This window comes from Shewanella yunxiaonensis, from assembly GCF_018223345.1.
GTDB lineage: Bacteria > Pseudomonadota > Gammaproteobacteria > Enterobacterales > Shewanellaceae > Shewanella > Shewanella yunxiaonensis.
This window is the reverse complement of record NZ_CP073587.1, coordinates 750756-776323: the sequence shown is the minus strand read 5'-3', so window position 1 is coordinate 776323 and position 25568 is coordinate 750756. Positions and strand designations below refer to the sequence as shown.

The 25568-nt window shown below is 49.0% G+C and carries 24 protein-coding genes; 14 read left to right on the top strand and 10 right to left on the bottom strand.

Features of this window, described 5'->3' with window-relative positions:
- Positions 1-42: 42 nt before the first annotated feature.
- The 4 genes from KDN34_RS03680 to glnK form a co-directional block, all read right to left on the bottom strand.
- Positions 43-1203, bottom strand: coding sequence for a tetratricopeptide repeat protein (locus tag KDN34_RS03680; RefSeq protein ID WP_228730412.1), 1161 nt, complete (start codon positions 1201-1203; stop codon positions 43-45).
- 68 nt (positions 1204-1271) lie between these two features.
- The gene (locus KDN34_RS03675; protein ID WP_212595582.1) at positions 1272-1586 is read right to left on the bottom strand and encodes a hypothetical protein; all 315 of its coding nucleotides are present in this window, start codon (positions 1584-1586) and stop codon (positions 1272-1274) included.
- A gap of 75 nt (positions 1587-1661) precedes the next feature.
- Positions 1662-2909 (bottom strand): ammonium transporter, encoded by a 1248-nt coding sequence (locus tag KDN34_RS03670; RefSeq protein ID WP_212595581.1) that lies wholly within the window; start codon positions 2907-2909, stop codon positions 1662-1664.
- 11 nt (positions 2910-2920) lie between these two features.
- Complete coding sequence (glnK, locus tag KDN34_RS03665) at positions 2921-3259, bottom strand: P-II family nitrogen regulator (protein WP_212595580.1); 339 nt, start codon at positions 3257-3259, stop codon at positions 2921-2923.
- Between the two features lie 255 nt (positions 3260-3514).
- Here glnK and KDN34_RS03660 point away from each other — a divergent pair, with 255 nt between their 5' ends.
- Positions 3515-4057, top strand: coding sequence for an isochorismatase family protein (locus KDN34_RS03660; protein WP_212595579.1), 543 nt, complete (start codon positions 3515-3517; stop codon positions 4055-4057).
- A 50-nt stretch (positions 4058-4107) separates the two neighbouring features.
- Here KDN34_RS03660 and nrfA read toward each other — a convergent pair whose 3' ends face one another.
- Entirely contained in the window at positions 4108-5511 is a 1404-nt protein-coding gene (gene nrfA, locus KDN34_RS03655) for an ammonia-forming cytochrome c nitrite reductase (protein WP_212595578.1), read from the bottom strand.
- Positions 5512-5817: 306 nt separating this feature from the next.
- Here nrfA and narQ point away from each other — a divergent pair, with 306 nt between their 5' ends.
- Both narQ and KDN34_RS03645 read left to right on the top strand, forming a co-directional pair.
- Positions 5818-7524: a nitrate/nitrite two-component system sensor histidine kinase NarQ gene (narQ, locus tag KDN34_RS03650; RefSeq protein ID WP_212595577.1), complete on the top strand. Its 1707-nt coding sequence runs from the start codon at positions 5818-5820 to the stop codon at positions 7522-7524.
- The gene (locus tag KDN34_RS03645; RefSeq protein WP_212595576.1) at positions 7517-8146 is read left to right on the top strand and encodes a response regulator; all 630 of its coding nucleotides are present in this window, start codon (positions 7517-7519) and stop codon (positions 8144-8146) included. The genes narQ and KDN34_RS03645 overlap by 8 nt, the downstream gene beginning before the upstream one ends.
- A 37-nt stretch (positions 8147-8183) precedes the next feature.
- On the opposite strand, the gene KDN34_RS03640 is transcribed toward KDN34_RS03645, so the two are convergent.
- On the bottom strand, positions 8184-8558 hold the full coding sequence (locus tag KDN34_RS03640) for a YacL family protein (protein WP_212595575.1): 375 nt from the start codon (positions 8556-8558) through the stop codon (positions 8184-8186).
- A gap of 140 nt (positions 8559-8698) precedes the next feature.
- Here KDN34_RS03640 and KDN34_RS03635 point away from each other — a divergent pair, with 140 nt between their 5' ends.
- A complete protein-coding gene (locus KDN34_RS03635) occupies positions 8699-9667 on the top strand; it encodes a zinc transporter ZntB (RefSeq protein ID WP_212595574.1) in 969 nt (322 codons plus the stop codon).
- Positions 9668-9722: 55 nt separating this feature from the next.
- On the opposite strand, the gene fkpA is transcribed toward KDN34_RS03635, so the two are convergent.
- On the bottom strand, positions 9723-10508 hold the full coding sequence (fkpA, locus tag KDN34_RS03630; protein ID WP_212595573.1) for an FKBP-type peptidyl-prolyl cis-trans isomerase: 786 nt from the start codon (positions 10506-10508) through the stop codon (positions 9723-9725).
- Between the two features lie 168 nt (positions 10509-10676).
- Here fkpA and KDN34_RS03625 point away from each other — a divergent pair, with 168 nt between their 5' ends.
- The 7 genes from KDN34_RS03625 to KDN34_RS03595 all read left to right on the top strand — a co-directional run bounded on the left by KDN34_RS03625 (position 10677) and on the right by KDN34_RS03595 (position 17433).
- Positions 10677-11651 (top strand): WD40 repeat domain-containing protein, encoded by a 975-nt coding sequence (locus tag KDN34_RS03625; RefSeq protein ID WP_212595572.1) that lies wholly within the window; start codon positions 10677-10679, stop codon positions 11649-11651.
- Between the two features lie 3 nt (positions 11652-11654).
- Complete coding sequence (locus KDN34_RS03620) at positions 11655-11867, top strand: SlyX family protein (protein WP_212595571.1); 213 nt, start codon at positions 11655-11657, stop codon at positions 11865-11867.
- Between the two features lie 39 nt (positions 11868-11906).
- On the top strand, positions 11907-12392 hold the full coding sequence (gene def, locus KDN34_RS03615) for a peptide deformylase (protein ID WP_212595570.1): 486 nt from the start codon (positions 11907-11909) through the stop codon (positions 12390-12392).
- Between the two features lie 26 nt (positions 12393-12418).
- Positions 12419-13747, top strand: a complete 1329-nt coding sequence (locus KDN34_RS03610) for a COG3014 family protein (protein WP_212596512.1) — start codon at positions 12419-12421, stop codon at positions 13745-13747.
- A 22-nt stretch (positions 13748-13769) separates the two neighbouring features.
- Complete coding sequence (gene lpoB, locus KDN34_RS03605; protein WP_212595569.1) at positions 13770-14363, top strand: penicillin-binding protein activator LpoB; 594 nt, start codon at positions 13770-13772, stop codon at positions 14361-14363.
- 147 nt (positions 14364-14510) lie between these two features.
- Positions 14511-17162: an aminopeptidase N gene (pepN, locus tag KDN34_RS03600; protein WP_228730411.1), complete on the top strand. Its 2652-nt coding sequence runs from the start codon at positions 14511-14513 to the stop codon at positions 17160-17162.
- A gap of 61 nt (positions 17163-17223) precedes the next feature.
- The gene (locus KDN34_RS03595; RefSeq protein WP_212595568.1) at positions 17224-17433 is read left to right on the top strand and encodes a hypothetical protein; all 210 of its coding nucleotides are present in this window, start codon (positions 17224-17226) and stop codon (positions 17431-17433) included.
- A 62-nt stretch (positions 17434-17495) separates the two neighbouring features.
- Here the strand turns inward: KDN34_RS03595 and KDN34_RS03590 are convergent, their stop codons facing one another.
- The gene (locus KDN34_RS03590) at positions 17496-18062 is read right to left on the bottom strand and encodes a phosphoribosyltransferase (protein ID WP_212595567.1); all 567 of its coding nucleotides are present in this window, start codon (positions 18060-18062) and stop codon (positions 17496-17498) included.
- A 307-nt stretch (positions 18063-18369) separates the two neighbouring features.
- Between KDN34_RS03590 and nfsB the strand changes: the two genes are divergently transcribed.
- The 3 genes from nfsB (at position 18370) to KDN34_RS03575 (ending at position 20619) form a co-directional block, all read left to right on the top strand.
- Complete coding sequence (nfsB, locus tag KDN34_RS03585) at positions 18370-19023, top strand: oxygen-insensitive NAD(P)H nitroreductase (RefSeq protein ID WP_212595566.1); 654 nt, start codon at positions 18370-18372, stop codon at positions 19021-19023.
- Positions 19024-19139: 116 nt separating this feature from the next.
- Positions 19140-19781, top strand: coding sequence for a DNA-J related domain-containing protein (locus KDN34_RS03580; RefSeq protein WP_212595565.1), 642 nt, complete (start codon positions 19140-19142; stop codon positions 19779-19781).
- Positions 19782-19911: 130 nt separating this feature from the next.
- Positions 19912-20619: a DsbA family protein gene (locus KDN34_RS03575; RefSeq protein WP_212595564.1), complete on the top strand. Its 708-nt coding sequence runs from the start codon at positions 19912-19914 to the stop codon at positions 20617-20619.
- Between the two features lie 60 nt (positions 20620-20679).
- On the opposite strand, the gene mrcB is transcribed toward KDN34_RS03575, so the two are convergent.
- Complete coding sequence (gene mrcB, locus KDN34_RS03570; RefSeq protein WP_212595563.1) at positions 20680-23004, bottom strand: penicillin-binding protein 1B; 2325 nt, start codon at positions 23002-23004, stop codon at positions 20680-20682.
- 12 nt (positions 23005-23016) lie between these two features.
- Positions 23017-25554, bottom strand: a complete 2538-nt coding sequence (gene hrpB, locus KDN34_RS03565; protein ID WP_212595562.1) for an ATP-dependent helicase HrpB — start codon at positions 25552-25554, stop codon at positions 23017-23019.
- Positions 25555-25568: the final 14 nt, after the last annotated feature.

The window sequence follows — 25568 nt, the reverse complement described above, 5'->3', positions numbered from 1 at the left end:
TAGCCTTTATGCCACCATGATGCAATGCTGAAAATTACCGGATTAATGCAGCGTCAGTACGTTCAATTTGGCTTGATAGCGCTTAGTCCAATTATCGTCGCGACTCAATAGCAGAGCTTTGCGTAAATTAGCTTCTGCCGCTTTTCGTTCTCCTAACATCCAGTAACTGCGTGATAATCCAAAATAGAATTCATGCCGATAATTCGCTTTTTCAATAGCTTGTCGATACCAACGAATGGCATCGCTAAAGCGTTGTTCGCGATAGGCTTGTTGGCCCATTCCGTAGTAATAATAAGGATTACGGATCCGCTCCAGCTCCAGAATACGATTCACGGCTATCCATTCATCAAGCCGGCCTTCCAGGTCAAGTAACACGGCAAGATTATAAAGTGTGGTCAAATTATTGGGTTCGAGCTGCAAGGCATGACGATATACAACTTCTGCCATCGGCTGCAGGTGATTGTTACGATACACAATCGCAAGATTGTTAAGCGCCGCAATAAATTGAGGTTGCAGCTGTAAACTGACTTTCAATAGCGCGTATGCCCTATTCCAGTCATCATTAATCATCGCTTCTGCCGCCAGATTATTGAAAAACATCGCCTGTACCATCGACTCATCAACTCTGTCGGTGCGATAGGCTCTTAAGGTTTCAGCAGGCACAAAATCCACCACTAGTTCAGTATCGGCAGCATCAAAGATATTCGGCTGCTCTAACGCTTTCAGACGCAGATTAATGTGGCCATTGAGCAAGTTAAAATTGCCTCGTTGATCCCAGACTGGGGGAACCGAGACACTTTGATAGATCACACCGACATCCAGCACTTTGGCCAATGCCGCAGTCAGTACAACCAACGACATGCAGTTACCGTGACGTTTATACAAAGTGTCGGCAGCAATTCGAGTGTCGTTATCCTGATAACGAAATCCACCGCGACTCGCACTAAGATAGTTAGCTAGCCATTTGTGTGCAGGTAAGCCTCTTCGTAAGGTTTGCTGCCGTTGGAAATCAGCTCTGATTTCGCGGATCTCATCTGGGGGCAACTGAAAAATCACATCCGGTGCGGGAATATCAGACACTGCTTTAAAATGCGCGTCCTGCCATAACGCAGAGAGATCCGTTGAGACTTGTGCCGTAGTCGAGCATCCCGAGACCCACAACAGACAAAGCAACACCATCAAAGGTATACGCAATAACACCATTAGCATCCCACATCACTTTGACAAATATTACCTCTATAAGCTTATGTCAGCTTTTACTGAAATGCAGATTATCTAGCCCCAGATGGCGTGGGAGTTGGCACACCGATATAACCCTGTCGCCCACGAAATTGATAAGCGCGATACGAAAACCCGTTGCAGCGGTAGTGCACATAAGGCGTATGAAATGAGCGACATCCTAACGGTAACGTTTGAATAAGTTGGATTTGCTGTTGATTACGCAGAAACTCTTGCCATTCATGTTGCTGTTTTAACTCATCTCTGATGGCAAAAATCTCTTCAGGCGACACATCGCTTTTGACAATCACTTGCCCTGCATGCACCAAACAGGGCCAAAAAATTAACAATAACAAGGTATAGCGCATCGTCTATTCCTTCTACACATAAAAAAACAGGGTCATATATGACCCTGTTTCAGTATAAATGCTGTTATTGACTAATTAGGCATTTTTAACAGTAACGAATTCTGGATAGGCATCAACACCACAGTCAGCAGAATCAACACCGTTATATTCTTCTTCTTCACTGACACGGATGCCCATGGTGGCTTTCAGAATGATCCAAACGATCAGTGATGTGATAAATACCCAGCCGAAGATACAAGCAGCACCCAGCGCCTGAGCGCCGAAGGTCGCATCAGCGTTTGAAACCGGCACCATCATCACACCGAACAAACCACACACCCCATGGACAGAAGTTGCGCCTACTGGGTCATCAATCTTGATACGGTCAAAGAAGACGATAGAGAAAACGACCAGTGCGCCAGCAACTAAACCGACGATACCAGCCATGACCAGTGACGGACTCAGAGGATCAGCAGTAATCGCTACCAGACCAGCCAAAGCACCGTTCAGGATCATGGTCAGATCTGCTTTGCCCCATACCACTTTACAGACGATCAGCGCAGATACAGCACCAAATGCGGCAGCGGAGTTAGTGTTCACAAACACCTTACCAACGGCATCGGCGTCAGCCATGCTAGAGATAGCCAGCTGTGAACCGCCGTTAAATCCGAACCAGCCCATCCACAGAATGATGGTACCTAATGTTGCTAGAGGCAAGTTACAACCAGGAATAGGCGTTACAGAACCATCTGCACCAAATTTACCTTTACGGGCACCGAGCAGTAACACACCAGCCAACGCCGCAGAAGCACCGGCCAAGTGTACGATGCCAGAACCCGCGAAGTCAGAGAAACCAGCGGCTTTAAGGAAACCACCGCCCCAAGTCCAGAAACCTTCAACGGGATAGATGAACGCAGTCATCACTACGCTGAATGCCAGGAAAGCCCACAGCTTCATACGTTCGGCAACGGCACCAGAAACGATTGACATGGCAGTTGCTACGAACACAACCTGGAAAAAGAAATCGGATTCTAGAGAATGTGATGCATCAGCAGCCTGAGTACCGATAAGTCCACCAAAACTAGGCAGCCAACCACCTTCAGTATTATCAACATACATGATGTAGTAACCCACCAGCAGGTAGGTCACACAAGAAATTGCATACAGCACAATGTTCTTAGTCAGAATTTCTGTGGTATTTTTCGCTCTGACCAGACCAGCTTCCAGCATGGCAAATCCAGCAGCCATCCACATTACCAGGGCACCGGAAATCAGCAGATAAAACGTATCCAGTGCAAAGCGTAGCTCTGTCACTGAAGCCCCCAATTTGGTTAATTCTTCCATCGTTTTCCCCTTTAAAGCGCTTCGTTATCAGTTTCGCCGGTGCGGATACGGATGACCTGCTCCAGATCGGTTACAAAAATTTTGCCGTCGCCAATCTTCCCTGTATGAGCCGCATTAGTAATGGCTTCAAGCAGGTGCTCAAGGTTCTCATCCTTGGTGGCAATCTCCAATTTTACTTTCGGCAAAAAATCCACCTGATACTCTGCTCCACGGTAGAGTTCGGTATGCCCTTTTTGACGGCCAAAGCCTTTTACTTCAGTGACAGTCATACCTTCTATGCCAATGCCCGCAATTGCCTCGCGGACATCATCAAGCTTAAATGGCTTGATGATTGCGCTGACTAATTTCATCGAGACCTCCCAAATTGCCTTTTTTGTGTGTGATGTTGACTTGAGCAATTCAATCATCAGGCCAAGATGTTAATTTTTTGTTTTATAATGACTTAGCTAAACATCGCCTCTTTTTTGCGCCTTTGGTTGCACCAAAATAGTTCATCACCAAACTTGTTGCACAAAGTTGATGCATCAAAATATCGACTTTGGCCTTATTGGTTCAATGAGTGGAACAGGTTAATTTGTCAGGGATTATTTACCGCGGAGGCGATTATGTTGGAAAGCACAGAGACCATTCTGGTGATCGTGGATGTGCAAGGTAAACTTGCCAGGATCATGGCGCAGACAGAGCGACTTCATCAGCAATTACAAATCCTCGCCAAAGCGATGCCATTGTTTGGCATTCCCGTGCTATGGCTGGAACAATTGCCTGATAAACTCGGACCTACCAGCGAAGAACTGGCCACTATATTGCGCCAAATCACTCAACCAATCGCCAAAGAACACTTCAGTGGCTGGCAGTGCAATGAATTTCGTCAGCAACTATTAACCAGTGGTCGTAAAAAAGTGTTACTGGCCGGGATTGAAACCCATATCTGCGTTTATCAAACCTGCTGCGACCTGTTAAATGCCGGCATGGAGGTCCATGTAATTGCAGATGCGGTAGACTCACGCAATAGCGACAACTGCCAGTTGGGGTTACAAATGATGCAACAACATGGTGCCTGGTTAACACAAACAGAATCGTTGCTGTTTGAACTGCAGCAGCAAGCAAGTGGCGACCGCTTCAGACAATTACTGTCGTTAATCAAATAACCCATAAAAAAAGTCCCCGCTATGCAGGGACTTTTAATCTTACATGTCGATTATTTATAGGTAGCTTCGCGTTTCTTCGCTTCAGCATCCCATACTGGCAACACTTCTTTCTTAAATGCGGCTTTTTCAGAAACCAGTTTATTCATATCCAGACCCACCGCAGCCTGAGCTTTAGCTTTAGTCGAAATGTCTGGGATGGCAACGGGCTGCTTAACCCCTTTTGCACTTAACAGTTGCGCCAGTTTGATCCGCGCATTACCGGCAATCTCGACGGCAGAGCCAAGAATACGCAGTGCTTCAGTCGGGTTATGGGCATATACACCATGAGATGCAATGGAATAATCCCAACGCCATTGTGCATGACGGATATCTGTCAGAATCGGTTTCATTTCATCAGCAGTAGCACCTGCGGCCCAGGCGGCCCCCGCTTCAAAATGAGCATGCACCAATTGCTCTTCCGCTTTTGCTTTCAGTTCTTTCACTTTTTTCTTGCCGGCTTCGTACTGTCCCAGCATCACCTCTTTGCTGGCACTGTGGCAGCGAGCACAGGTTTCTTCAAAACGATCAAATGGATTGCCGACTTTATGATCGGTATAGCGCTTACCTTCTGCATTAGTGACTTTCGGCATATGGCAGTCAACACAGCTGACATTGTTTTGGCCATGCACACTCATAGACCAAGTTTCATAGCCAGGGTGCTGTGCTTTTAGCATCGGAGCTTTAGAGATCTTGTTGGTCCAGTCAGCAAAGTCGAGCTTGTCATAGTAGGCTTCCATCTTCTCGACAGTCATACCGTCATCCCATGGAAACTTCACAAAACCTTTGCGGCCATCCACTTTTTCAAAGTAATACTCTACATGGCACTGTCCACACACCATCGATTGCTTATCCGCACGAGAAGCCTTATCAAATGGCTTACCGATAGTTTCAAAAGCACGTTGTGCAAACGGACGGCTGACACGCAGCTTTGGTGAACCTTTTTCGTGGCAATCAGAACAACCAATGGTATTGGTAATTTCAGCACCACCTTTGAACCACTTGCCGGTAAAGTAAGCTGACTCACCCTGATCTTCAATCACTCTTGGCACGTCCGGGCTTTTACAACTCCAGCACGCCATTGGCATCGGGCCGTCTTCTGCTGAACGTGGCGCACCGGTACGCAACGTACTACGAACGTCGGTTACCGCATACATGTGACCACGAGGCGCATTGTAGTCTTTGGAAAAACCGTAACCAGCCCACAACACCACCAAATTGGGGTCAGCAGCCAGTAAATCGGTGTTTTCAGTGCTCTTGGCAGTGTCATGCCAGCTGTTGTATTGCTTGCTAAATTTGTCTTTATAGACATCGCTGCGAGGTTCAGTTTTATCACTGGCGAATGCGCCTGCAGTCAGGGCAGATGCAGCAACCAGTACACTAAGAGCAACCGATTTTTTGCTGATAATGTTCACCATCTCATCTCCGAATTATTTATTGTATGGGCATGCGCCACGATATGTACAAGATTGAAATTAGCGACAATGACCGTTTAAAAATATACCTCTTAGGAGATATCCACGGCCAAATTTGCGCCAGATCAAATTGTAAGAGCGATGTATGTCACAATTTTAACTGATTGTTAAGTAACTTTATTTTGTTCTAAAGTATCGATTCGTTATTTAGCATTTTTTTAATGGTTTTATACGGTTGCTCTGTTAAGCTGATTGCCTCATCAGCGTGGCCTGCCCACAGTTATGTGGTTAGATTTTGGAGTGATATTGATGAAACGCGGCAGCCTCACCGCAACCATCTTTTGGCTATTGTTATTATTGATCCTGTTGTCCAGCGGACTGGCAACATTTGCGATTGTGAATCTGAGTTATAGCCTAGGTGATGCACGTGCAATCAACGCTTCAGGTTCGTTACGCATGCAAAGCTACCGCTTATTGTTCTACGCGAATTCCGGCAGCGATCAAGCCGCACAAAAAATTCAGGAATTTGAAGATACCCTGTATTCAGATGCATTGAAACGCTCTATGGACTGGTCCAGTCCGCAAGCCCTCAAAGATCAGTACCAACTTGTCATCCGCAAATGGCAGGTGATGAAAACATTTGTACAGCAGGAAGACTCTCGTGATTACGCCGAATCAGTAAAGGACTTCGTTGATACCATTGATAAACTGGTATCGGAAATGGAGCACCATGCCGCATTTAAGCTGAAATTACTGGAGATCAGCCAGGTTATCGGCCTCGGGCTGATGCTGATTATCGCGTTTGTCACCATGCATGTTATGCGGCGTAAAGTGGCGACACCGCTACGGCAGATGATGGAATCAGCAAACACCATTGCCAAGGGCGACTTTAATGTCACGTTGCCAGAAACTGAATACATTGAACTAAGTGCGTTATCAGAGGCGCTGCATTACACCGTCAAAGAGTTAGCCACGCTTTATGGTGATTTGGAATCGCAGGTACAAGAAAAGACGCTGGCGCTCACCAAAGCCAACAATGAGCTGACCTTTCTCTATGACAACCTGATCATGTTGAACTCTGGCAAGCTCAATGTTGAGCTGATGCGAAAGTCACTCATCAAACTGAAAAACTACGAACAACTTTGCCATCTACGCTTGATTATTCAACAGGATGGCGAGGAAATGGCGATTATCTCCGCCAATGATGATTGGCCGGAAGATCGCCCCGCCACCAAATTTGCCGTCACCTTTGAAGACAAGCAGTTAGGATTCCTGGAAGTTATTTCGCCACATCAGCTCAACAAGGTGTTATTCGATAACTTCGCCATTATGCTGGCGCGTTCCATCGTGATTCACAATGCCAGTGAAGAACGGCAGCAGCTGGCATTATTGGAGGAACGGGCCGTAATTGCCCGAGAGCTGCACGATTCACTTGGACAAGTGCTGTCATTTCTGAAAATTCAGCTCAGCTTGTTACGTAAAAGCCTAAACGGTAGTTGCAAAACCGACCAGGTCGAGAAACAGCTAAATGAACTGACTGATGGCGTCAGCACCGCCTATGTCCAACTACGGGAATTGTTATCCACTTTCCGACTGACGGTTAATGAACCTAACCTGCGTAATGCCATGGAAGGGATGCTGGATCAGCTTAGAGCCCAAACGGAAACCGAGATCATACTGGACTTCAGACTGCCGTCGCATCTCATGGGTGCGCACCAGCACATTCATATTCTGCAACTGACACGTGAAGCCACGTTAAATGCCATCAAACACGCAAATGCCAGTCAAATCAAAGTTTCCTGCGAACGAAATGCTGATAATATGTTGAAAATTGAGATCAGTGACAATGGTATCGGCCTCGATCATCTCAGGGAAAGGGATCAGCATTTCGGCATCGGCATTATGCATGAACGTGCCAGCCGCCTATCAGGCGATGTGAGCTTTTCCAGTAATGAATCCGGTGGTACATCGGTCACTCTGGTATTTCCGCCACAGCAGGAGTCTGATAATGGCTAAGCCCTATTCCGTATTGGTCGTCGATGATCATCCATTGTTGCGTCGTGGTATCTGCCAATTGCTGGAATCCGATAGTGACTTTGTGCTGTTCGGTGAAGCAGGGAGTGGTATCGATGCCCTCGCTGCGATATCAGACAACGAACCCGATATCGTGCTGCTGGATCTCAATATGAAGGGGATGTCAGGGCTCGATACCCTTAACGCCTTACGTCAGGAAGGTGTGACTTCCAGAATCGTCATTCTCACCGTTTCTGATGCCAAACAAGATGTGATACGCCTGCTCCACGCCGGAGCCGATGGTTACCTGTTAAAAGACACCGAGCCCGATCTGCTACTGGAACAACTCAAAAATGCGATGTCAGGACAACGGGTTGTGAGCAGCGAAGTCGCCGAATACTTGCTGGAACAACACAGTGAAACCAATGAAGAGGACTGGATCGCAGAACTGACCCCACGCGAGTTGCAGCTATTACAGCATTTGGCAGAAGGTCTGAGTAATCGCATGTTGTCTGAAGTGCTGCATATCAGTGAAGGTACGGTAAAAGTCCACGTGAAGAACTTGTTACGCAAGGCCAATGCCAAATCGCGGACAGAAATGGCCGTGCGCTACCTGAACCGTTAAAGCGTCCATCACCTGAAGTAGAGATTTTAGCCAGCAATTAATTGCCTGCCAGGTAGCTGCACCAACTGTGCAGCACCGATTGAAAATCTTCCAGACCACAATCCGCCATAGACTCAGCATCATAGAGTGACAGTCCTTCTTCTTCCAATTCGGTACTGCCGTCATACCCCAGCACATTGGCAAAAATCCTGACCTGTTCGCGCTCCATCTCCAGAGTTAAATCGCGCCCGACCCAACGCCATTCCTGAATACTACCGTTCAGCAACGCGTCGATTGCATTTTCTAGCTTGAGGCACAATGCCTTGTCGTCAGCCAATTCCTCAGAAAACCAGCGGCCGAAAACTTCATGTTCCATACTGAAACTGGCAAAAGGCAGACCGGTAATGGGATTGCGCCGAAATTCGTATTCCATAGATTTTCTCACGCAGGGGAAACTTACTATTTTATTTTAACCCAGCAATAACGGGATTGCTGTTCAATCCTTGCACCAACACTTCTTTTTCCGGCCAGTCTGCGTTACTTTTTGATTATTGAACGTTATCAGGAGCTCCCATGCCGGAAGGACTCATCAGTGGTTTACTACTTAACGGCCCCAATATTGGTCAAAACATGACGCTTGAACAAGCGAGTCAGTGGCAGCCAGAAGATGGTTTACTGTGGATGCATTTTGACTATAAACACAAAAAAACCCGCAGTTGGTTGAAGAATGTCTGCAAATTGCCAGCACTGGAAACCGAAGCCTTGATGATGCAGGACACGCGGCCACGTATTGTGCGCGCAGGGAATGGCCTGTTGCTGGCGCTGCGAGGTATCAACCTTAACCCAGGCGCCGATCCGGAGGATATGGTATCTATCCGGTTGTATATCGATCATCAACGCATCATCAGCACGTGTAGTCGGCAATTGCTCTCGGTGAAAGAACTACAGGATGCCATCACTGACAGGCGCGGTCCGCAAAGCAGTGGCGATTTTTTACTGAATTTGTGTGACAAGCTGACTTCGCGCCAGATCGATTTTATCGACCAATTGGAAGACAAACTGGCGGACATGGAAGAGCTGCTGGTGTCTGATGAAGGCCGCGATTTACGGCTAGATGTTGCGGAAATGCGACGGCAAACCGTTGTTTTAAGACGTTATCTGGCGCCACAACGGGAAGCCTATATCAAGCTGCTGAGTGATACATCCACCATGTATGATGACAGCCAGAAGCGCCGTTTTGGTGAGATCAGTGACACGCTGGTACGAGGTATAGAAGATCTGGATTCTATCCGAGAGCGGGCCACCGTGGCTCAAGAAGAGCTGCAAAACCGGCAAACGGAAGCACTCAACAAACGCTTGTATTTTCTGGCACTCATCAGTGCGATTTTTCTGCCACTGGGATTTCTCACCGGGCTTTTAGGCGTCAATATTGCCGGGATCCCAGGCGCAGATAGTCATTGGGCATTTGCCGCATTTTGTGGATTTTTAATCTTGTTGGTCGGCATGCAATTATGGCTGTTTTACCGCTTTCGCTGGCTATAACTCTCGCCATAAAAATGGGACGCATCTGCGTCCCATTTTCATTATCTGTCGACACTTATTTAGTGCTGTCAGCCTTGGCCGCATCTGCTGGCTTAGCAGCATCCGCAGGTGTTACCCCCAACAGTTCAACTTCAAAAATCAGTGTAGAGTTCGCTGGAATTGTGCCCATATCGCGATCGCCATAAGCCAGATTAGCAGGGATCACAAACCGATATTTTGAGCCAACGGACATCAGCTGCACACCTTCAGTCCAACCAGGAATAACACGGTTCAGCGGGAATTCAATCGGCTCACCGCCGTGCTTGTCGGTACTGTCAAACTCGGTACCGTCAATCAGCGTACCTTTGTATTTCACTTTTACAGTGTCTTCCGCTTTTGGCTTAACGCCAGTCCCTTCCTGCAATACTTCATACTGCAGACCAGAGGCGGTAGTTTTTACGCCAGACTTGCTCTTGTTCTGATCCAAGTACGCCTGGCCATCTTTCAGATTCTTCTCTGACACTTCTTTCGCTTTAGACTGACGTTGGTCGTTAACTTTCTTATCCAAACTTTCAAGGATCTTCTGCATCTCGTCATCCTTGAGTTGGATATTGCCCGCCAGACCTTGCTTGAAGCCGGTCACAATCAGATCACGATCAACTGGGATCCCCAATTCTTCCTGTTCTTTAATATGGCTGGCCATATAACGTCCGATGGAAGCTCCGACACTGTACGCTTCCTTCTGCGTGTCAGTGTTCAGCTGTACATTGGTATCGCTTGCAGCGGTCTTTTGTTCCTGGTTACAAGCCGCTAGCCCAAGCACAGCCAGCGCTACCAATGAAAATTTATAAAATGGTTTCATGAAAAGCTTCCTCAGGATCTTCAGTTGGTTACAATTAACCTAAAATAGTTAGAGCGCCTCACTTTATACCAGTTGCCGGGAAGTTACAAAAGACAGATAGCGGCGACTGAAAGAGACTACAACTACATGTGTATACGGGAAACAGACCATTAACATTGGGACTAGTTCATGGATTCGTACCGTTTGATGCAATTTTATGCAGTGCTCCTATTTACGCTCCTACTCGGCGGTTGTTCACCAGAGCCACAGAGCAGTATCGCGCTACTGTCAGAACCCAGTTACAGTGCCAGTTTGTCTGAGGATGGTAAGTTCGCCCTCATCAGTAACAAAGACGGCATCTATTTTTGGGATGTGACCGCAGCACAACCGCGTTATCACTGGATCCAAGGCAGTCGTAACAATGACGTGATCGCGACCGCTATCTCGCCTAATAACCAATACGCCATCACCCTCAGTAATGATTCCGTGGCACTGTGGCATACCACCGATGGCAGTGCGGTAGGTTGGTGGTCGTTGTCAGCAACAGCGCAATGTGTCTCCGTCGCCAACAACGGGCAGTTTCTGGTGGGGCTGGCAGATGGCAGCGTCATGGCACTTAACCTGCAGCAACAGCGACTAATTAAATTTCTTGGCCATACTGAAAAAGTGAATAGCGTGGCCATTTCGGCTGACGGCAGTTTAGCGCTCAGTGGCGATAACAATGCTGCGGTATTACTGTGGCATACTGGGAACGCGCAGATCCTGCAAACATGGCAGATGGCGTCGCGTATCCTCAAAGTCACTATGAGCGCTGATGCCAGCTTATTGTTTATGTCTGACAGCACGGGAAATGGCTGGATCCGCGATAGTCACAACGGCAAAAAAATCAGCAATTTGAAAATTCATACTCGGCAGATGAACTTTTCCAGCGCTCGCTTTATCCAACAACACACCCGGTTACTGACAGGCACCCCCGCTCGGGAACTGCAGTTGTGGCAAGTAAAATCCGGCAAAAAAATCGCCGCTTGGCAGGTTTCATTACCTGAACGACCGTTTCCACAGAGCGCAGTCGTTTACTCTGTGTCACAATGGACAGGAAACAGCGTTCAGAGTCTTAGCAGTACCAGTCTGTTAGAGCGCTGGCAGATCCCGGAACAGAGGTAGAAAATGCAACAAATGGCGGACAGAATTGAAGAACTTGAAACAAAGCTGGCGTTTCAGGAACTCAGTTTGGAAGAACTGAATCAGGAAGTGATTTCCCTGAACAAGTTAGTGGCCGAGCAACAATTCCAGTTACAGTTGATTTTAACTAAATTGAAAGCCATTGAACCCAGCAATATCGCGACCCAGAGTGAGGAAACTCCACCACCGCATTATTGATGTGGAGCGGCCGAATTAGACGCAACGGAGGGATAACGTATGCTGACAATCATGACTCACGGACAGCCGGTATTAGCACAAACAGCTGCGCCGGTAACAGTGTTTGATGAACCGTTGAAAACCCTTGCTGATGAAATGCTGCAAACGATGAAAGCCGCCAATGGCGTTGGCATTGCCGCACCGCAGGTGAACCGCAGCTTGCAACTGTTTATCATGGCGTCCAATCCCAATCCCCGCTATCCCGATGCGCCGGTGATGCCGCCGCAAGTGGTAGCCAATCCCCAAATATTACATTGGTCAGACGAGATGCAAAGTGGTGATGAAGGCTGTTTGTCGTTGCCCGGTGAACGTTGCAACATTCTACGACATCAAGCAATTGAAGTTCGCTATCAGGACCTGACTGGCGAGTGGTGTCAGGAGCAACTGACAGGGTTTGTTGCACGAATTTTCCAACATGAATATGACCACCTTAAGGGCATTACGCTCCGAGAACGCTTAGCACTGCAGCAGGAGGCGCAATCTTGATATTGCGCGGTATTCGCTACTGTTCGATGTGCCTGTTACTGCTGTTACAGGGCTGCGCTTACAATAGTGTGTTAATTGCGTATCCCGCTCAGCTCGCCAGTGCCAAGACTGCACTAAACAGTGCTGACCCCAAATCCGCAGTTGATAAGCTCGCCGGAGGGATACAAAGTCGTGACGGGCTGCTCTACGCTGAAGAAGCTGGCAGAGCAGCGCAGATCATCGGGGACTTCACCGCCAGTAAGCAGTACTTTCAATCAGCTGTCAGCGCCTACGAAAAATTTGACGATCAGGCGGTTGTCAGTCTGTCAGATGTCAGTGCTAAGGGCAGCAGTTTTCTGGTCAATGACAACGTCATTCCCTATCGTGGTGCAGGTTATGAGCGGATCCTGCTGCACCAGTATCAGGCGCTCAATTATCTGTTCAGCGGTGATGCTACGGGCGCATTGGTCGAAGTCCGACGCAGTAATGAATTACAACAGCTGGAACAACAGCGTTATGAAGCGTCCAGTAAAACAGTGCAGCAGATGGACAATGGTACCGTCAGTGCCGAAATGGACAGACTGTCACAAGCCTCAGGCAACCTTACCAGCTCGTTTCTTAGTGCCTATAGCTACTACGTCACTGGGCTGTTGCATGAATTGCTCGGTGAGGCTAACGATGCGTTTATCGATTACCGCAAAGCCGCACAGCTCGCACCAGAAAATACCTATGTACAACAAGATTTAGTACGCTTAGCCAAAGCATTACAGATGCCACAATATGAGGAATTTCGGCAACGCTGGGGCGAAGCGCCACTGCCGCAAGCCAATCAGGGCAAAGTCATATTTATTGTCGAACAGGGGTTTGTGCCCTATAAAGACAGTTTTGGCGTACCGTTTACCATTAATGGCAACTGGCAGACCATAGCATTGCCCACCTATAAGGGCAGCTATATTGCGCCCGGCGGCGATACAATTGATGGACTCAGCCAGCCACTGGTAACTGAGCCGATCGTGAATATCGGTGCGCTGGCGATTACTGATTTGAAAGAGCAATTGCCCTGGTTACTGACCCGGCAAGTCGCACGGGTTTATGCCAAATCCGAGATGGCACGTAACGCAGAAGGTAGTAGCGGACAGACTCTCGGAAGTGTGCTGATGCAGGTGTATAACGTGGTCACTGAACAAGCGGATCGCCGCAGCTGGCTGACCTTACCGGCACAGGCGCAAATCGCTCAACGTTATGTCGATGCAGGAAATTATCAGATTAATTTGTTGCATGGTAATGCCGAAATTGAAGTACAACAGGGTAAAACCACCCTTGTTTGGGTAATAGACACTGGCAATATAACGCGCTTTTATACTAGATTGATTTGACAACATGGAAATGGAACGGACTATGAAACACTTTAAGTTGCTTATGCTGATGGCGATGACCATTGGGCTCACCGCTTGTCAATCCAAGGTGGAATACGGTGATGCCACCGAGGTGGAAACCGTAAACGAGAATTTCGGTTCCACTGATTTACAAGCGATTACCGATAAAATGGTAGACAGCATGATGACGTTTCCGTCAGTGGTAGCGTTAACCGCTAACAACCGCCCCATCATTTTTGTCGATTCCGTTAAGAACAAAACCTCCGAACATATCGACACCGAGTCTGTGACGGACTCCATTAGCAACAAACTGCTGCGCTCCGGTAAATTCCGCTTCATTGATATGACCAAAGTGGATGCCGTGCGCAAACAGCTGGATTATCAGAACAATGCCGGGATGGTAGATCCCTCTACCGCTATCAAGTTTGGGCGGCAGATCGGAGCGCAATATATGCTCTATGGCAACCTTTCTAGCATAGTGAAACAGGATGGCAGCACTAAAGATGTTTATTACAAAATGACCATGCGCCTGATGGATCTGGAAACTGGTCTGATCGAATGGTCTGATGAAAAAGAGATCCGCAAAACCCGGAGCAAGTCGTTCTTGGGCCTGTAATCACCGGCTCATCAACAAAGCCGCCTAATAGGCGGCTTTTTTGTAACACTTCTGTTTTGGTGTTTTACATTATTTGACGTAATTTATAGCGCTGGGACTTTGGCCCACCTTCTCAACAAAAAACCACAAAACAGCAAGGATATAACAGTGAAATCGCTTACGCGGATTAAGCAATTTGGCCTTATAGCACTGGCAACTGCGGCCCTCGGAGCCTGTAGCACCAGCAATACCGAAGTTACCTCACGGGATAACGCCCCCTACCTGACGCAGGCACAAGCGATGGCGCGTTCTGCCAGAGTTTCCAATGTCAGCTATGACCTGAATTTCCAACTGGATGGCAGCGACAGCTTTGCCAATCAGGAGACGGTATATTTCACCCTGAGAGATACTAATAGCCCACTGACCATCGATCTGAACCGAGCCAATATTCAGCGCTTAGAAATCAATGGTCATGTGTTGTATCCCAATTACAACGGTATCTATCTGAGTCTTAATCCCAAGCTGTTACAGACCGGTGATAACCAGATCAAAGTCAGCTTCACGCGCAAGCATTCTACCAACGGTGAAGGCTTACATCGTTTTGTCGATCCCGTCGATGGCAGAGTCTATCTGTATTCCCATTTTGAACCCGCCGCGGCGCAGCAGATGTTTGCCGTATTTGATCAGCCGGATATCAAGGCCACTTACAAACTGACCGTACGTGCTCCGGCAGACTGGCAGGTGATCAGCGCCACCCGTGAAGACAGCATCAACAATGATGGTGATTTCCGCGTCTGGCATTTTCCGGTCAGCCCTAAATTAAGTGCCTACAATTTCTCGCTACATGCTGGTCCTTACCATATGTGGCAGGATGATAAGAGCGGCCCATATCCAATGCGATTGTTTGCTCGCCAGTCGGTTGCAGCGCAGGTTGCCCCTGAAGAATGGTTCCGTTACACCGCCGCTGGTCTGAAGTTTTTTGAGAATTACTTTGGCGTGCCTTACCCATTTAAGAAATATGACCAAGTGTTGGTGCCAGATTTTCTCTATGGCGCGATGGAAAATGCGGGCGCGATAACCTTCGCCGAAGGTCATTTCCTGCATAAAGCCAAAATGACCGCAGAACAGAAGCAGTCGCTCGCCGGTGTGATCCTCCATGAAATGGCACATCAGTGGTTCGGCGATCTGGTCACCATGAAATGGTGGAACGGTCTATGGCTGAATGAAAGCTTTGCCTCTTTTATGGGCACGCTTGCCACCGCTAACGCCACTGAATTTGATTATGCTTGGCGCAGTTTTTATGCCAAAGGCAAACAAAGTGCCTACGAGAAAGACAGCCGGGTGACGACTCATCCGATTGAAGTACCGGTGCCAACTACCGGCAACGCATTTGATAACATCGATGCCATCACCTACTCCAAAGGAGCATCGGTATTAAAACAGCTACGGCAGTTACTCGGTGAAGAAGTGTTCCGTAAAGGCGTCAGTGACTACCTGAAAACTTACGCCTGGCACAACGCCACACTGGATGATTTTATCGGCAGTCTGGCCAAAGCAGCGCATCGCGATCTTCACCAATGGACCCAAGATTGGCTTTATACCGCTGGCGTTAACACACTCGAAGCCAGTTACCAGTGTAGCAATGGCACCATTAGCAGCTTTAGCTTAGTGCAAACACCTGCTGCAACTGGGCAAACCGTACTGAGAGAACAAAAGGTTCAGGTGGCGTTACTACGCAAGGGCCATCATGAACTGGAACTGATGAAAACCGTCCCGGTGATTTACCAAGGCGCTAACACCCAGATACCAGCACTGATAGGCGAGCGATGTCCGGATCTGGTTTACCCCAACTATGATGACTGGGGATTTGTCAAAGTGAAGCTGGATGAGCGCTCCTTTGCCACCGCCCAGAGCCAACTGGCAAACGTCAGTGATCCGTTGTTGCGTTCCATGCTATGGCAAAGTCTGTGGGATAGCGTTAAAAGTGGCGCCCTCCCCTTGAACGACTACCTTGATACCGTGTTTGTTAATCTGCCCAAAGAGAAAGACTACACGTTGATCGGTCAGATCCTCAGCACCCTGTATAGCAGTAAAAACTGGCTGGAACAGATGGCACCACTGCATGTCGATTACCGCGACAAGGCCATCAGAGCACTGGCTCAGATGAGCCTGCGATTGACCATGGAAACCGAGGGAAATAACGATCTGCAACGGCGCTGGTTTAATGCCTATATCGATTTTGCTCGTGACAGTGAATCACTGGCGCATCTGCAAGAGTTGTTACAAGGCACCAGCAAATTAGAGGGCGTTACCCTGGATCAAGATACTCGCTGGCGGATTGTGCGGCAGTTGAACCGTTACGACTATCCTGGCAGCAAAATGTTATTGCAACAGGAAGCACAGCGAGATCACAGCGATACTGGTATCAAAGCAGCGATTGCGGCTACCGTGATCCGCCCTGAAGCTGATATCAAACGTGAATGGCTGGCGCGCATTCAAAACGAAAGTGGCGAAGCCTATCCAAAACTGCGTATTGCCATGGCGAACATGTATCCGGCTGAGCAGCAATTGCTGAATGCCGCAACCGCCGAAGAGCGACTGCAAACGCTCAGTCAAATGGATAAAACCAAAGGACCAGTGTTTATGCGAACTTATGCACCAACAATGATCCCAATGGCGTGTAACAATGGTTCGGTCGATCGGTTGCAGCAAGTAGTGAGTGATAATCCGCAGCTGTCAGTGATTACGATGCGTACCTTGATGGAGCTGTTGCAGGAAGAACAACGTTGTGTGGTGATCTCTGAGAAAATCACCCGTTAGCCGTTAAAGGCCGCGCCAGTAGCGGCCTTGTAAACGCTTGGACTGGCGTAAGGAGGCCGGAATGAGCTTAATTTCATTGATTGCCATTGTTGTTATCGGATATTTCGTTGTCAATCTGGTGAAGGATTATAACGGGCGCCAACAGCAGGATTCACGGCAATTGGAAGCCCTACAACAAGAAGTGGCAGATTTGAAACAGCGGGTGATTACCTTGGAAGCGATTGTCGTCGACAAAGATGAGGCGCTGAAACAAAAATTCCGTGACCTCTAACTGAGCCAGTAACAACAAGGGCACCAATATGGTGCCCTGTTTTTTTGGCTTACTGCAGCGAATTATAAAAACAGTTCGCGAATATTGTGCAGGTCACTTTTGCCTTCGCTGAGTTCTTCCGGTGTCAAACCAGAGACTTCATGCGGGAATACCAGCCACTCATCGGAGGAATGGATATAGTAATCCGGCTTCATCGGTACCATGGTGTTTTTAGGCTTGTAATAAGGGCAAGCAATACGGATATCCCGCGGCATATTTAATCGCATCATCTGCGACAGCTTCTCTTTCAGTGCAAAGACGCTACGACCGGAGTCAAACACGTCATCCACAATGAGCAGACGATCATCGGCATTAGCATTCTCCATAATGTAATGCAAACCATGCACTTTGATCTCTTTGCTCTGCTTGTCGTTACCAATGCCATAGTAAGATGACGTACGTACTGCGATATGGTCAGTATCAACCTTTTTAAAATCAAAATATTCCTGAACCGCGATACCAATGGGAGCGCCGCCACGCCAGATCCCGACGATAAACTGCGGGCGGAAACCACTGTCATATACCTGAGCCGCAAGACGGAAAGAATCTTCCAACAATTCCTGTGCGGTGATATAGCGTTTTTCGATCATTGCAACGACCCCATCAAGTAACTTACCAATAACCTGCCATTTCCACTTGTTGCCTTATAAGCTTCGCTAGTGAGACTAGCATCAGCATGCATGTGAAAAATGGCCTCCGGTTTTGGGCGCGCATTTTATACCAATTTAGCGGTTGCTGCTTTGCTTTATCCCGATACTTTTGTGAATTTCAGCAAAAGATGTGGCAAAAAGTCGGCTGGTGGCATCCATGCTAGCGGGCGGCGACGTCCGACATTGTAAAACCATCACAACGTCGTAAAATGCCAAATCGATATTAAGTGTAATGCAGGAAAGTAACATGACTGATTTAGCAACTATTGTTAAGCGTCGCTACACCAGCAAGGCGCTGGATCCGACTAAAAAGATCCCCGAAGAAAAAATTGATCAGCTAAAAACCCTGTTGCAGTATGCGCCGTCATCGGTGAACTCTCAGCCATGGCATTTTGTCATCGCCGCAACAGCTGAAGGCAAAGCAAAAATTGCCGAAGCTACCGCCAACTATGCGTTTAATACACCGAAGATCCTCAACGCATCACATGTTGTAGTGTTATGCACCCGCAACTATATCTCTGATGAATATTTAGAGCACCTCGTTGCGCAGGAACAACTCGATGGCCGAATTCCTGACGATGCCGCCAAACAGGCACTACAAAATGGACGCAAGTTCTTCGTTAATATGCATCGTTATGAAGCAAAAGATCTGCAACATTGGATGGAGAAACAAACCTATCTGGCATTAGGGACCTTATTGATGGGTGCCAGTGTGCTGGAGATTGGGGCGACGCCCATTGAAGGTTTTGACGCTACCACCTTGAATAGTGTGTTGGGGTTACGAGACAAGGGCTTTACCGCCAGTGTTGTCGTTGCGCTGGGGTACAGTGACGCTACTGATTTCAATGCCAAGCTGCCCAAATCACGCCTGCCACAAAGCGAAACCATCGACGAAATTTAAGCTTTTGCAGGGAACAACATCCGGTTGTTCCCTGCCATTTCCCGGTCATTTTTAACTTGCGACGCCCTTGCGCTGTGGCATAGTAGGTTTATCGCCAGTCGAGGAAGAATGACGCTATGCTGTTAGCCAAGCCCGCTATCACCCAAACTGATGATGCTCTGGGCATGTCTCGCCATCAAGAGGACAACCCGTTGATTTGGCCTTTGATGAGTTTGCTTCGAACGTCAGTGCAGAGCTGGAAAATACATCATCTCGCCGCGGAATTACAGCAACGTGGGTTACTGAGCCAACTGGATGAAAATCCGGAAAAGGATCTGTTCAAACGCAATTTCCTGCTGATGAATGCCCTGTATGAATTGCAGGACATGCTGCTGCCACAACAGTGGCTACAAGTGCAGTCAATGGAGATAAAACTGTTTCGTCTCGTACCTGCAGATGCCAAATTGTTGCAGTTACACGATCAGTCGCTGCGCGATTACTATCAGGATTGGCGCAATTACGACACTTGTGCCAACGTCGTCAAAGAAATGCTCGCCTCATTCTGGCACTCTTATCAACAATACATCGGTGCAGTACCTGAACGCTTGGCTTACCTTGAAGCATTGCAGATAATGGATCTCAACCGCGATGCCAGCGAACGAGATATTCGTCGGCAGTGGCGTAAATTGGCGCTACGTTGGCATCCAGACCGCCCGGACGGTGATGCGGCCAAGTTCCGGGAAGTTTGCGAAGCATGGCAGGTGTTGCGAGGTAACTAAGGCTGCGCCGCGTCACATCTCACGTTGCCGCTTGCTCACCCCGTAGCTAAATTAAGTGATAATTAAGTGTGCCCATCTAAGCTCGGCACCAGCTGTTCTGACGATCTAACTGAGAATTAAGGAGTTTATTTTGCTCAAGCCCATTCTGGCCGCCGTGGTAATTTCCGTGGCATCCCTCTCCGCTCAGGCAGCGGATTTTATTGAAGGCAAACATTACACTCAAGTTGCCGATAAAGGCAGTGCCACCCCCAAGGTAAGTGAATTTTTCTCCTTTTACTGCCCTCACTGCTACCACATGTCGCAAAAATATTTGCCATTCATTAAAGCTAACCTTAAGCCCGGCGTTACCTTTGAAAGTAAGCATGTCGATTTTATGAATAGTGCACTCGGGACTGAGGTGATGAAATCGTTGGCGGTGATGGAACAACTGGGACTGGAAAGTCAGTTATTACCTGAAATGTTTAAAGCCATCCAAGGACCTACACCTGGCGAGCAATTCAAATCAACCGTTAACAGCCGTGACGATATTAAAGCGGTATTTGCCAAAGCCGGTGTTGATGCAGCTAAATACGATGCAACCGCTGACAGCAGCGCAGTGAATGACACTATCAAGTTATGGCGTCAGCAGCAGAACGATTTTCGTATCGACAGTGTGCCGACCTTTATCGTTAATGATAAATACATGATCAACCTTTCAGAAATGCACAGCATTAAGGATCTGGTCGACATCATCAATTACCTGGCAACTGAAAAAGATAAAGAAAAATCAGGTGGTAGTGTCGGCTGGCTGTTTCTAGCCTTTGCCGGATTAGCTGCCATCACTCGTCGCCGGGTGTAGCGAGCAATGAGGTAAAACGGGCCACCAGTGTGGCCCTTTTGTTATCCGTAAAAAGGCGGTTCAGCCACCGAACATACGTTTCCACCACGGTGAAGAATCACCGCAATTATCTGCCGGATGATAACTGTCAGCCAATGCTGGTGCCGCCACCACGGCGCGGCAATCCCGTTGCCTAGCAATCCCGGTATCGCGATCAAAATATCCTTGCACCACACCGTTTACCGGCGGTAACCGCAGCGACAGTGGCGCACGCTCATTCAGGAAATTACGATAGATCGCCATCGCACCGCTGCTGCCATAAAGCCCGGTTTTACCATTGTCGTCACGGCCAACCCAGATTGCGGCCACGTTACGTTCATCAAATCCAGCAAACCAGGAATCACGTTGGTCGTTACTGGTGCCGGTTTTACCTGCGAGCGTCACCCCCGGGAATGCCGCACCGAGTTTAGCAGCCGTGCCGGACTGGACAACTTGGGTTAAGGCATACTGCACCAGATAATTCACCGCGGGGTCAATTGCTTCGCTCTGGGGTAAGTAACTGACTTGTAAAGGCTGATTGTCTTTATCTAGCACTGCGGTAACCGCATTTAACTGCCGATAATGACCATTGTTCGCCAATGTCTGATAAATCTGCGCCACCATTAACGGAGAACCGTTGACGGCACCCAACAACATTGATGGATAAGCAGGCACTGACTCACTCCACCCCGATTGCCGCAGCGTCGTTGCGATGGCATCCAGACCTATTGCCATCCCGAGGTTCACCGTCGGCACGTTCATTGAGTTGGTCAGCGCTGTCAGTAACGGCACTTGTCCGCTAAATTGTCGATCATCATTTTTGGGTGACCAGGTCTGCCCCTGTTCGTTTTTCAGGGTAATGGGTTCATCTTTTAACGGGGTAAACAGGTTATATTTTGTGCCCTGCGCCAGTGCGGTAGCATAGACAAACGGTTTCACCAATGAACCGATTGGACGACGGATCTCTTCCGCCCGATCATAACCGTCATAACCAGGATTACGGTCCCCCACCATCGCGGCTATGCCATAGGTGTAACGTTCAGTTACCACCATACCCGCCTGTAGGCCACTGTTTTTACTATCGAGAGATTTGAGGGTCGCACTCACCGCTTTTTCAGCAGCTTCCTGCGCTAACGGATCGAGCGTGGTATATACCTTAATCCCGGACTGCTTCAGTAATGCATCACCGTAACGGTCACGCAGCTCCTGCTTTACTCGTGCAAAAAAGGCCGGCAGTTTCTGATGCACAGGCCGCGCCGCATTACGTAGCCCCAGCGGGGATGACACTGCCACCTTGTATTGATCCACATTAATTTTGTTGCCTTCCATCATCAGTCGCAGCACCAGATCGCGCCGTTCCTGAGCCCGCTGCGGATAACGCCAAGGGTTGTAATAAGACGGACCTTTAATCTCTGCCACTAATAGCGCCTGTTGTGCGACGGTCAGCTCGCCGATCGGTCGGCCAAAATAAAATTGGGAGGCCAACCCCATGCCGTGAATTGCCCGGTTATGGTCCTGCCCCATGTAAACTTCATTCAGATAGGCTTCGAGGATTTCCTGTTTGCTGTAGCGCGCATCAATGATCACGGCCATCAGGGCTTCACGGATCTTGCGGATCAGCGAGCGTTCACTGGAAAGAAAGAAATTCTTGGCCAACTGCTGGGTCAACGTTGAGCCCCCCTGCACGGTGCGCCCGGCGCTGAGGTTCACCATCGCCGCCCGCACAATTGCCAGCGGATTAATGCCATAGTGTTCGTAAAAACTGCGATCTTCGGTCAGGATCAAGCCTTCCACCACGGTTTCAGGGATCTCCTTCGTCGGGACAAACAACCGATCTTCGCCATCACCGGTCACAATCCGATCGAGTAATACCGGCTCCAGATGAAACACCGCCAATTGCCGATGATCGCTCAGGCGCTCAACTGACGCCACCCCATTAACATCGAAGCTCACCATCACCTGCTGTGCCGGTTGCTGACCTTCAGGGTGTAAAAACGGTCGACGCCACAATTCCACGCGGCTGGATGACGCTGAAAACTCGCCGATCTGCCTGGGATTTGCCACTTTACGATAACCCAGCAGTTTCAGTTCATCGATGAACTGTCCGTGACTGACCGGCGCACCGGGGTATAACGCCATCGAACGGCTGAAAATCTGCGCCGGCAGATACCATTTCTGCCCTTCAAATTTGCGGGCGATGATCTGATCCAGGTAGATACAATAAACCGCCAGCACCGCGGTAGTGACCAATGCTAGTTTCCAGCCTACGGACCAAAATCCGCCCCAAAAGCTAGAGTTACCGCTGGCAGCCGCCTTTTTGGCGGGCTTTTTGTTAGTGGGCTTTCGGTTATTTTTCGCAGTTGTCATGATAATTCCACATCAGGACGACATAGTCCCCATTCTTTTCTTGGTGTATTTCGTCGGCAGGGTATTTGCCGGATCGTCTGGCCATAAATGCTTAGGATAACGACCCCGCATCTCTTTTTTGACCTCTTCATACGGACCACGCCAGAAACTGGCGAGATCAGCGGTCAATGCCAGCGGTCGTTGTGCCGGAGATAATAACTCCATGGTCACGGACAGTTTCCCCTTAAGCAGTTTTGGACTGTCTGACATCCCTAGCGCTTCCTGTAAACGCACACTCAGCAACGCACGACCGCTATCATCATAGCGAATTGGTGCATGGGTACCGGTTGCCATCGGCCAATGTCCTGGCAACCATTCCTCTAGCTGCTGCCGAGCAGCCCAGGATAATCGGTTCAACAGTAACCCATAAATATCCAACTCCGCCAACTGCTTAAGTTGTGAGATGTCATCCAGATACGGTCCTAACCACGCGTCTAACGAATCTAATAGCGCGCTGTCACTACAATCCGGGAACAGCGTTGGATCTTCAGATTGTGCAAGGGTTAACCTGAACTGTAACTGTCTCACCCGATCGTCGAGATTCAGCAAATTCAGCCCCCGCTGGCGGATCACAGTCAGCAATGCCTGCCTTTTTAGTTGCTTATCAACTTTGGGTAACGCTTCACGTTTCAAAATTAATTTGCCGAGCCGTAATTGCCGCTCCGCAGAGAAACGGGCTTTAGCATCATCCCAGCCGGCTTCTTCTTGCCAATGGCACAAAAAAGCCAGTTCCGTTGTTAGCAGCGCCGGCGGCAACATCGCGGCAAGATATGCCCGTCCGCTGCTACGTCCCTCTTGTTCCTGAAAATCGGCGACGACCAACCACTCGGCACTAGCGAGTGCATCCTGACTGTCCACCGTTACCCCGGTGCCATTCGCCAGTAAAAACCCTGCCTGACCACGAGCTCTGGCGATTCTGTCGGGATAAGCCAGTGCCAGCAATAACGCGACATCATAATTGTTGGCAGCCTTGAGGTAATGCGCTGGAGACTCGCGTAGCTGACAGCGAGTTAGCCATTGCTTGACCTGATGATTGTCTGGTCCGCGAAGCAGTGATGGTAGCTTATCCAATACATCACAACCCGGGCCACCGCTGGCGCGCCCCGCTAGTAATGCGGCCAATAAACAGGCCAAGCCCAATAACTGTTGGTCATCACTGCCACGTGTCATTAGCTGGGCTTTTACCATCATGTGTGCCAGCCGTGGTGACGCGCCAAATTGATACGCTGCCCGGCCATGTGCCGTCAGCTTATGCGTTTCATCGACCAACTCCAGTGCGGCTAATAATTCCCAGGCAACCGCTTCATTACCGGGATTTGGCTGGGTCAACAACGGTAATTCGGCTAAAGATTTCACGCCCCAGTTTGCAGCTTCCAGCACTACCGGTAGCAAATCTCCGCTAAGAATTTCCGGATCATCGGCCGCAGCCAAACGCCCTTGTTCTTCCTGTGGCCATAACCGCAAACAAAAGCCAGCACTGAGACGACCGGCACGACCAGCACGCTGCTGCGCTGATGCCTGACTGATACGCTTCAGTCCAAGGCGGGTCACACCGGTACGCGGATTGAAACTCGCTTGCCGACGATAGCCACTGTCGACCACCATAGTGATCCCTTCGATGGTGAGACTCGATTCCGCCACGTTGGTCGATAACACCAGCTTGCGTTGTCCTCGCGTTGGCGGTGCAATCGCCGCATCCTGCAATTCTGCCGGTAACTCACCGTAAAGCGGGTGAAGGGTGACATCTTGTGGCAGTCTGGACGCGAGATAATCCTGTAATTTCAAAATTTCGGCTCGTCCCGGTAAAAAGGCCAGCAACGAACCGCGCTGCTGTGGCTCACTGACACCCAATGTTGCGGCGTCATTGAACATCGCAAGAATGACCTTTCCCATATGACTGAGCCAAGAGGGCATAGTGTTGCTATCGCGCAGATTTGTCGGTGGAGCACTATAGCTTATGCTGACAGGGAAACTCCGCCCGTCACTGCAAAGGTGCATCGCCTGTGGCATTAACTTGGTAAAATCCAGCCCTTGCAGGGTGGCGGACATCGCCACTATTTTGAGGTCGTCCCGGAGTGAAGCCTGCACTTCCAGCGCCAGTGCTAGACCAAGATCGGTAGTGAGATGCCGTTCATGGATTTCATCAAAGATCACTACCGCGACCCCCTCAAGCGTGGGGTCCTGCTGGATCATTCGCGTCAAAATGCCTTCAGTAATGATCTCCAGCTTAGTGTTGCTGCCAACACGCGTGTCACCACGGACGCGAAAACCGATATCTTGACCAAGCGATTGCTGGCGATTACGCGCCAGATAAGCCGCGATACTGCGGGCGGCAACCCGGCGCGGCTCCAGCATCAAAATTCGGCCATTAATTTCTGGCCAATCAAGCATGGCAAACGGCAACGCCGTAGATTTACCGGCACCGGTTGGGGCTTCAATAATAAGCTGATTGCTTGAGATCAATGCCTGCCGCACTTGCGGTAACAGAGATTGAATAGGTAACGCGTCCAAATGATCTTAACTGG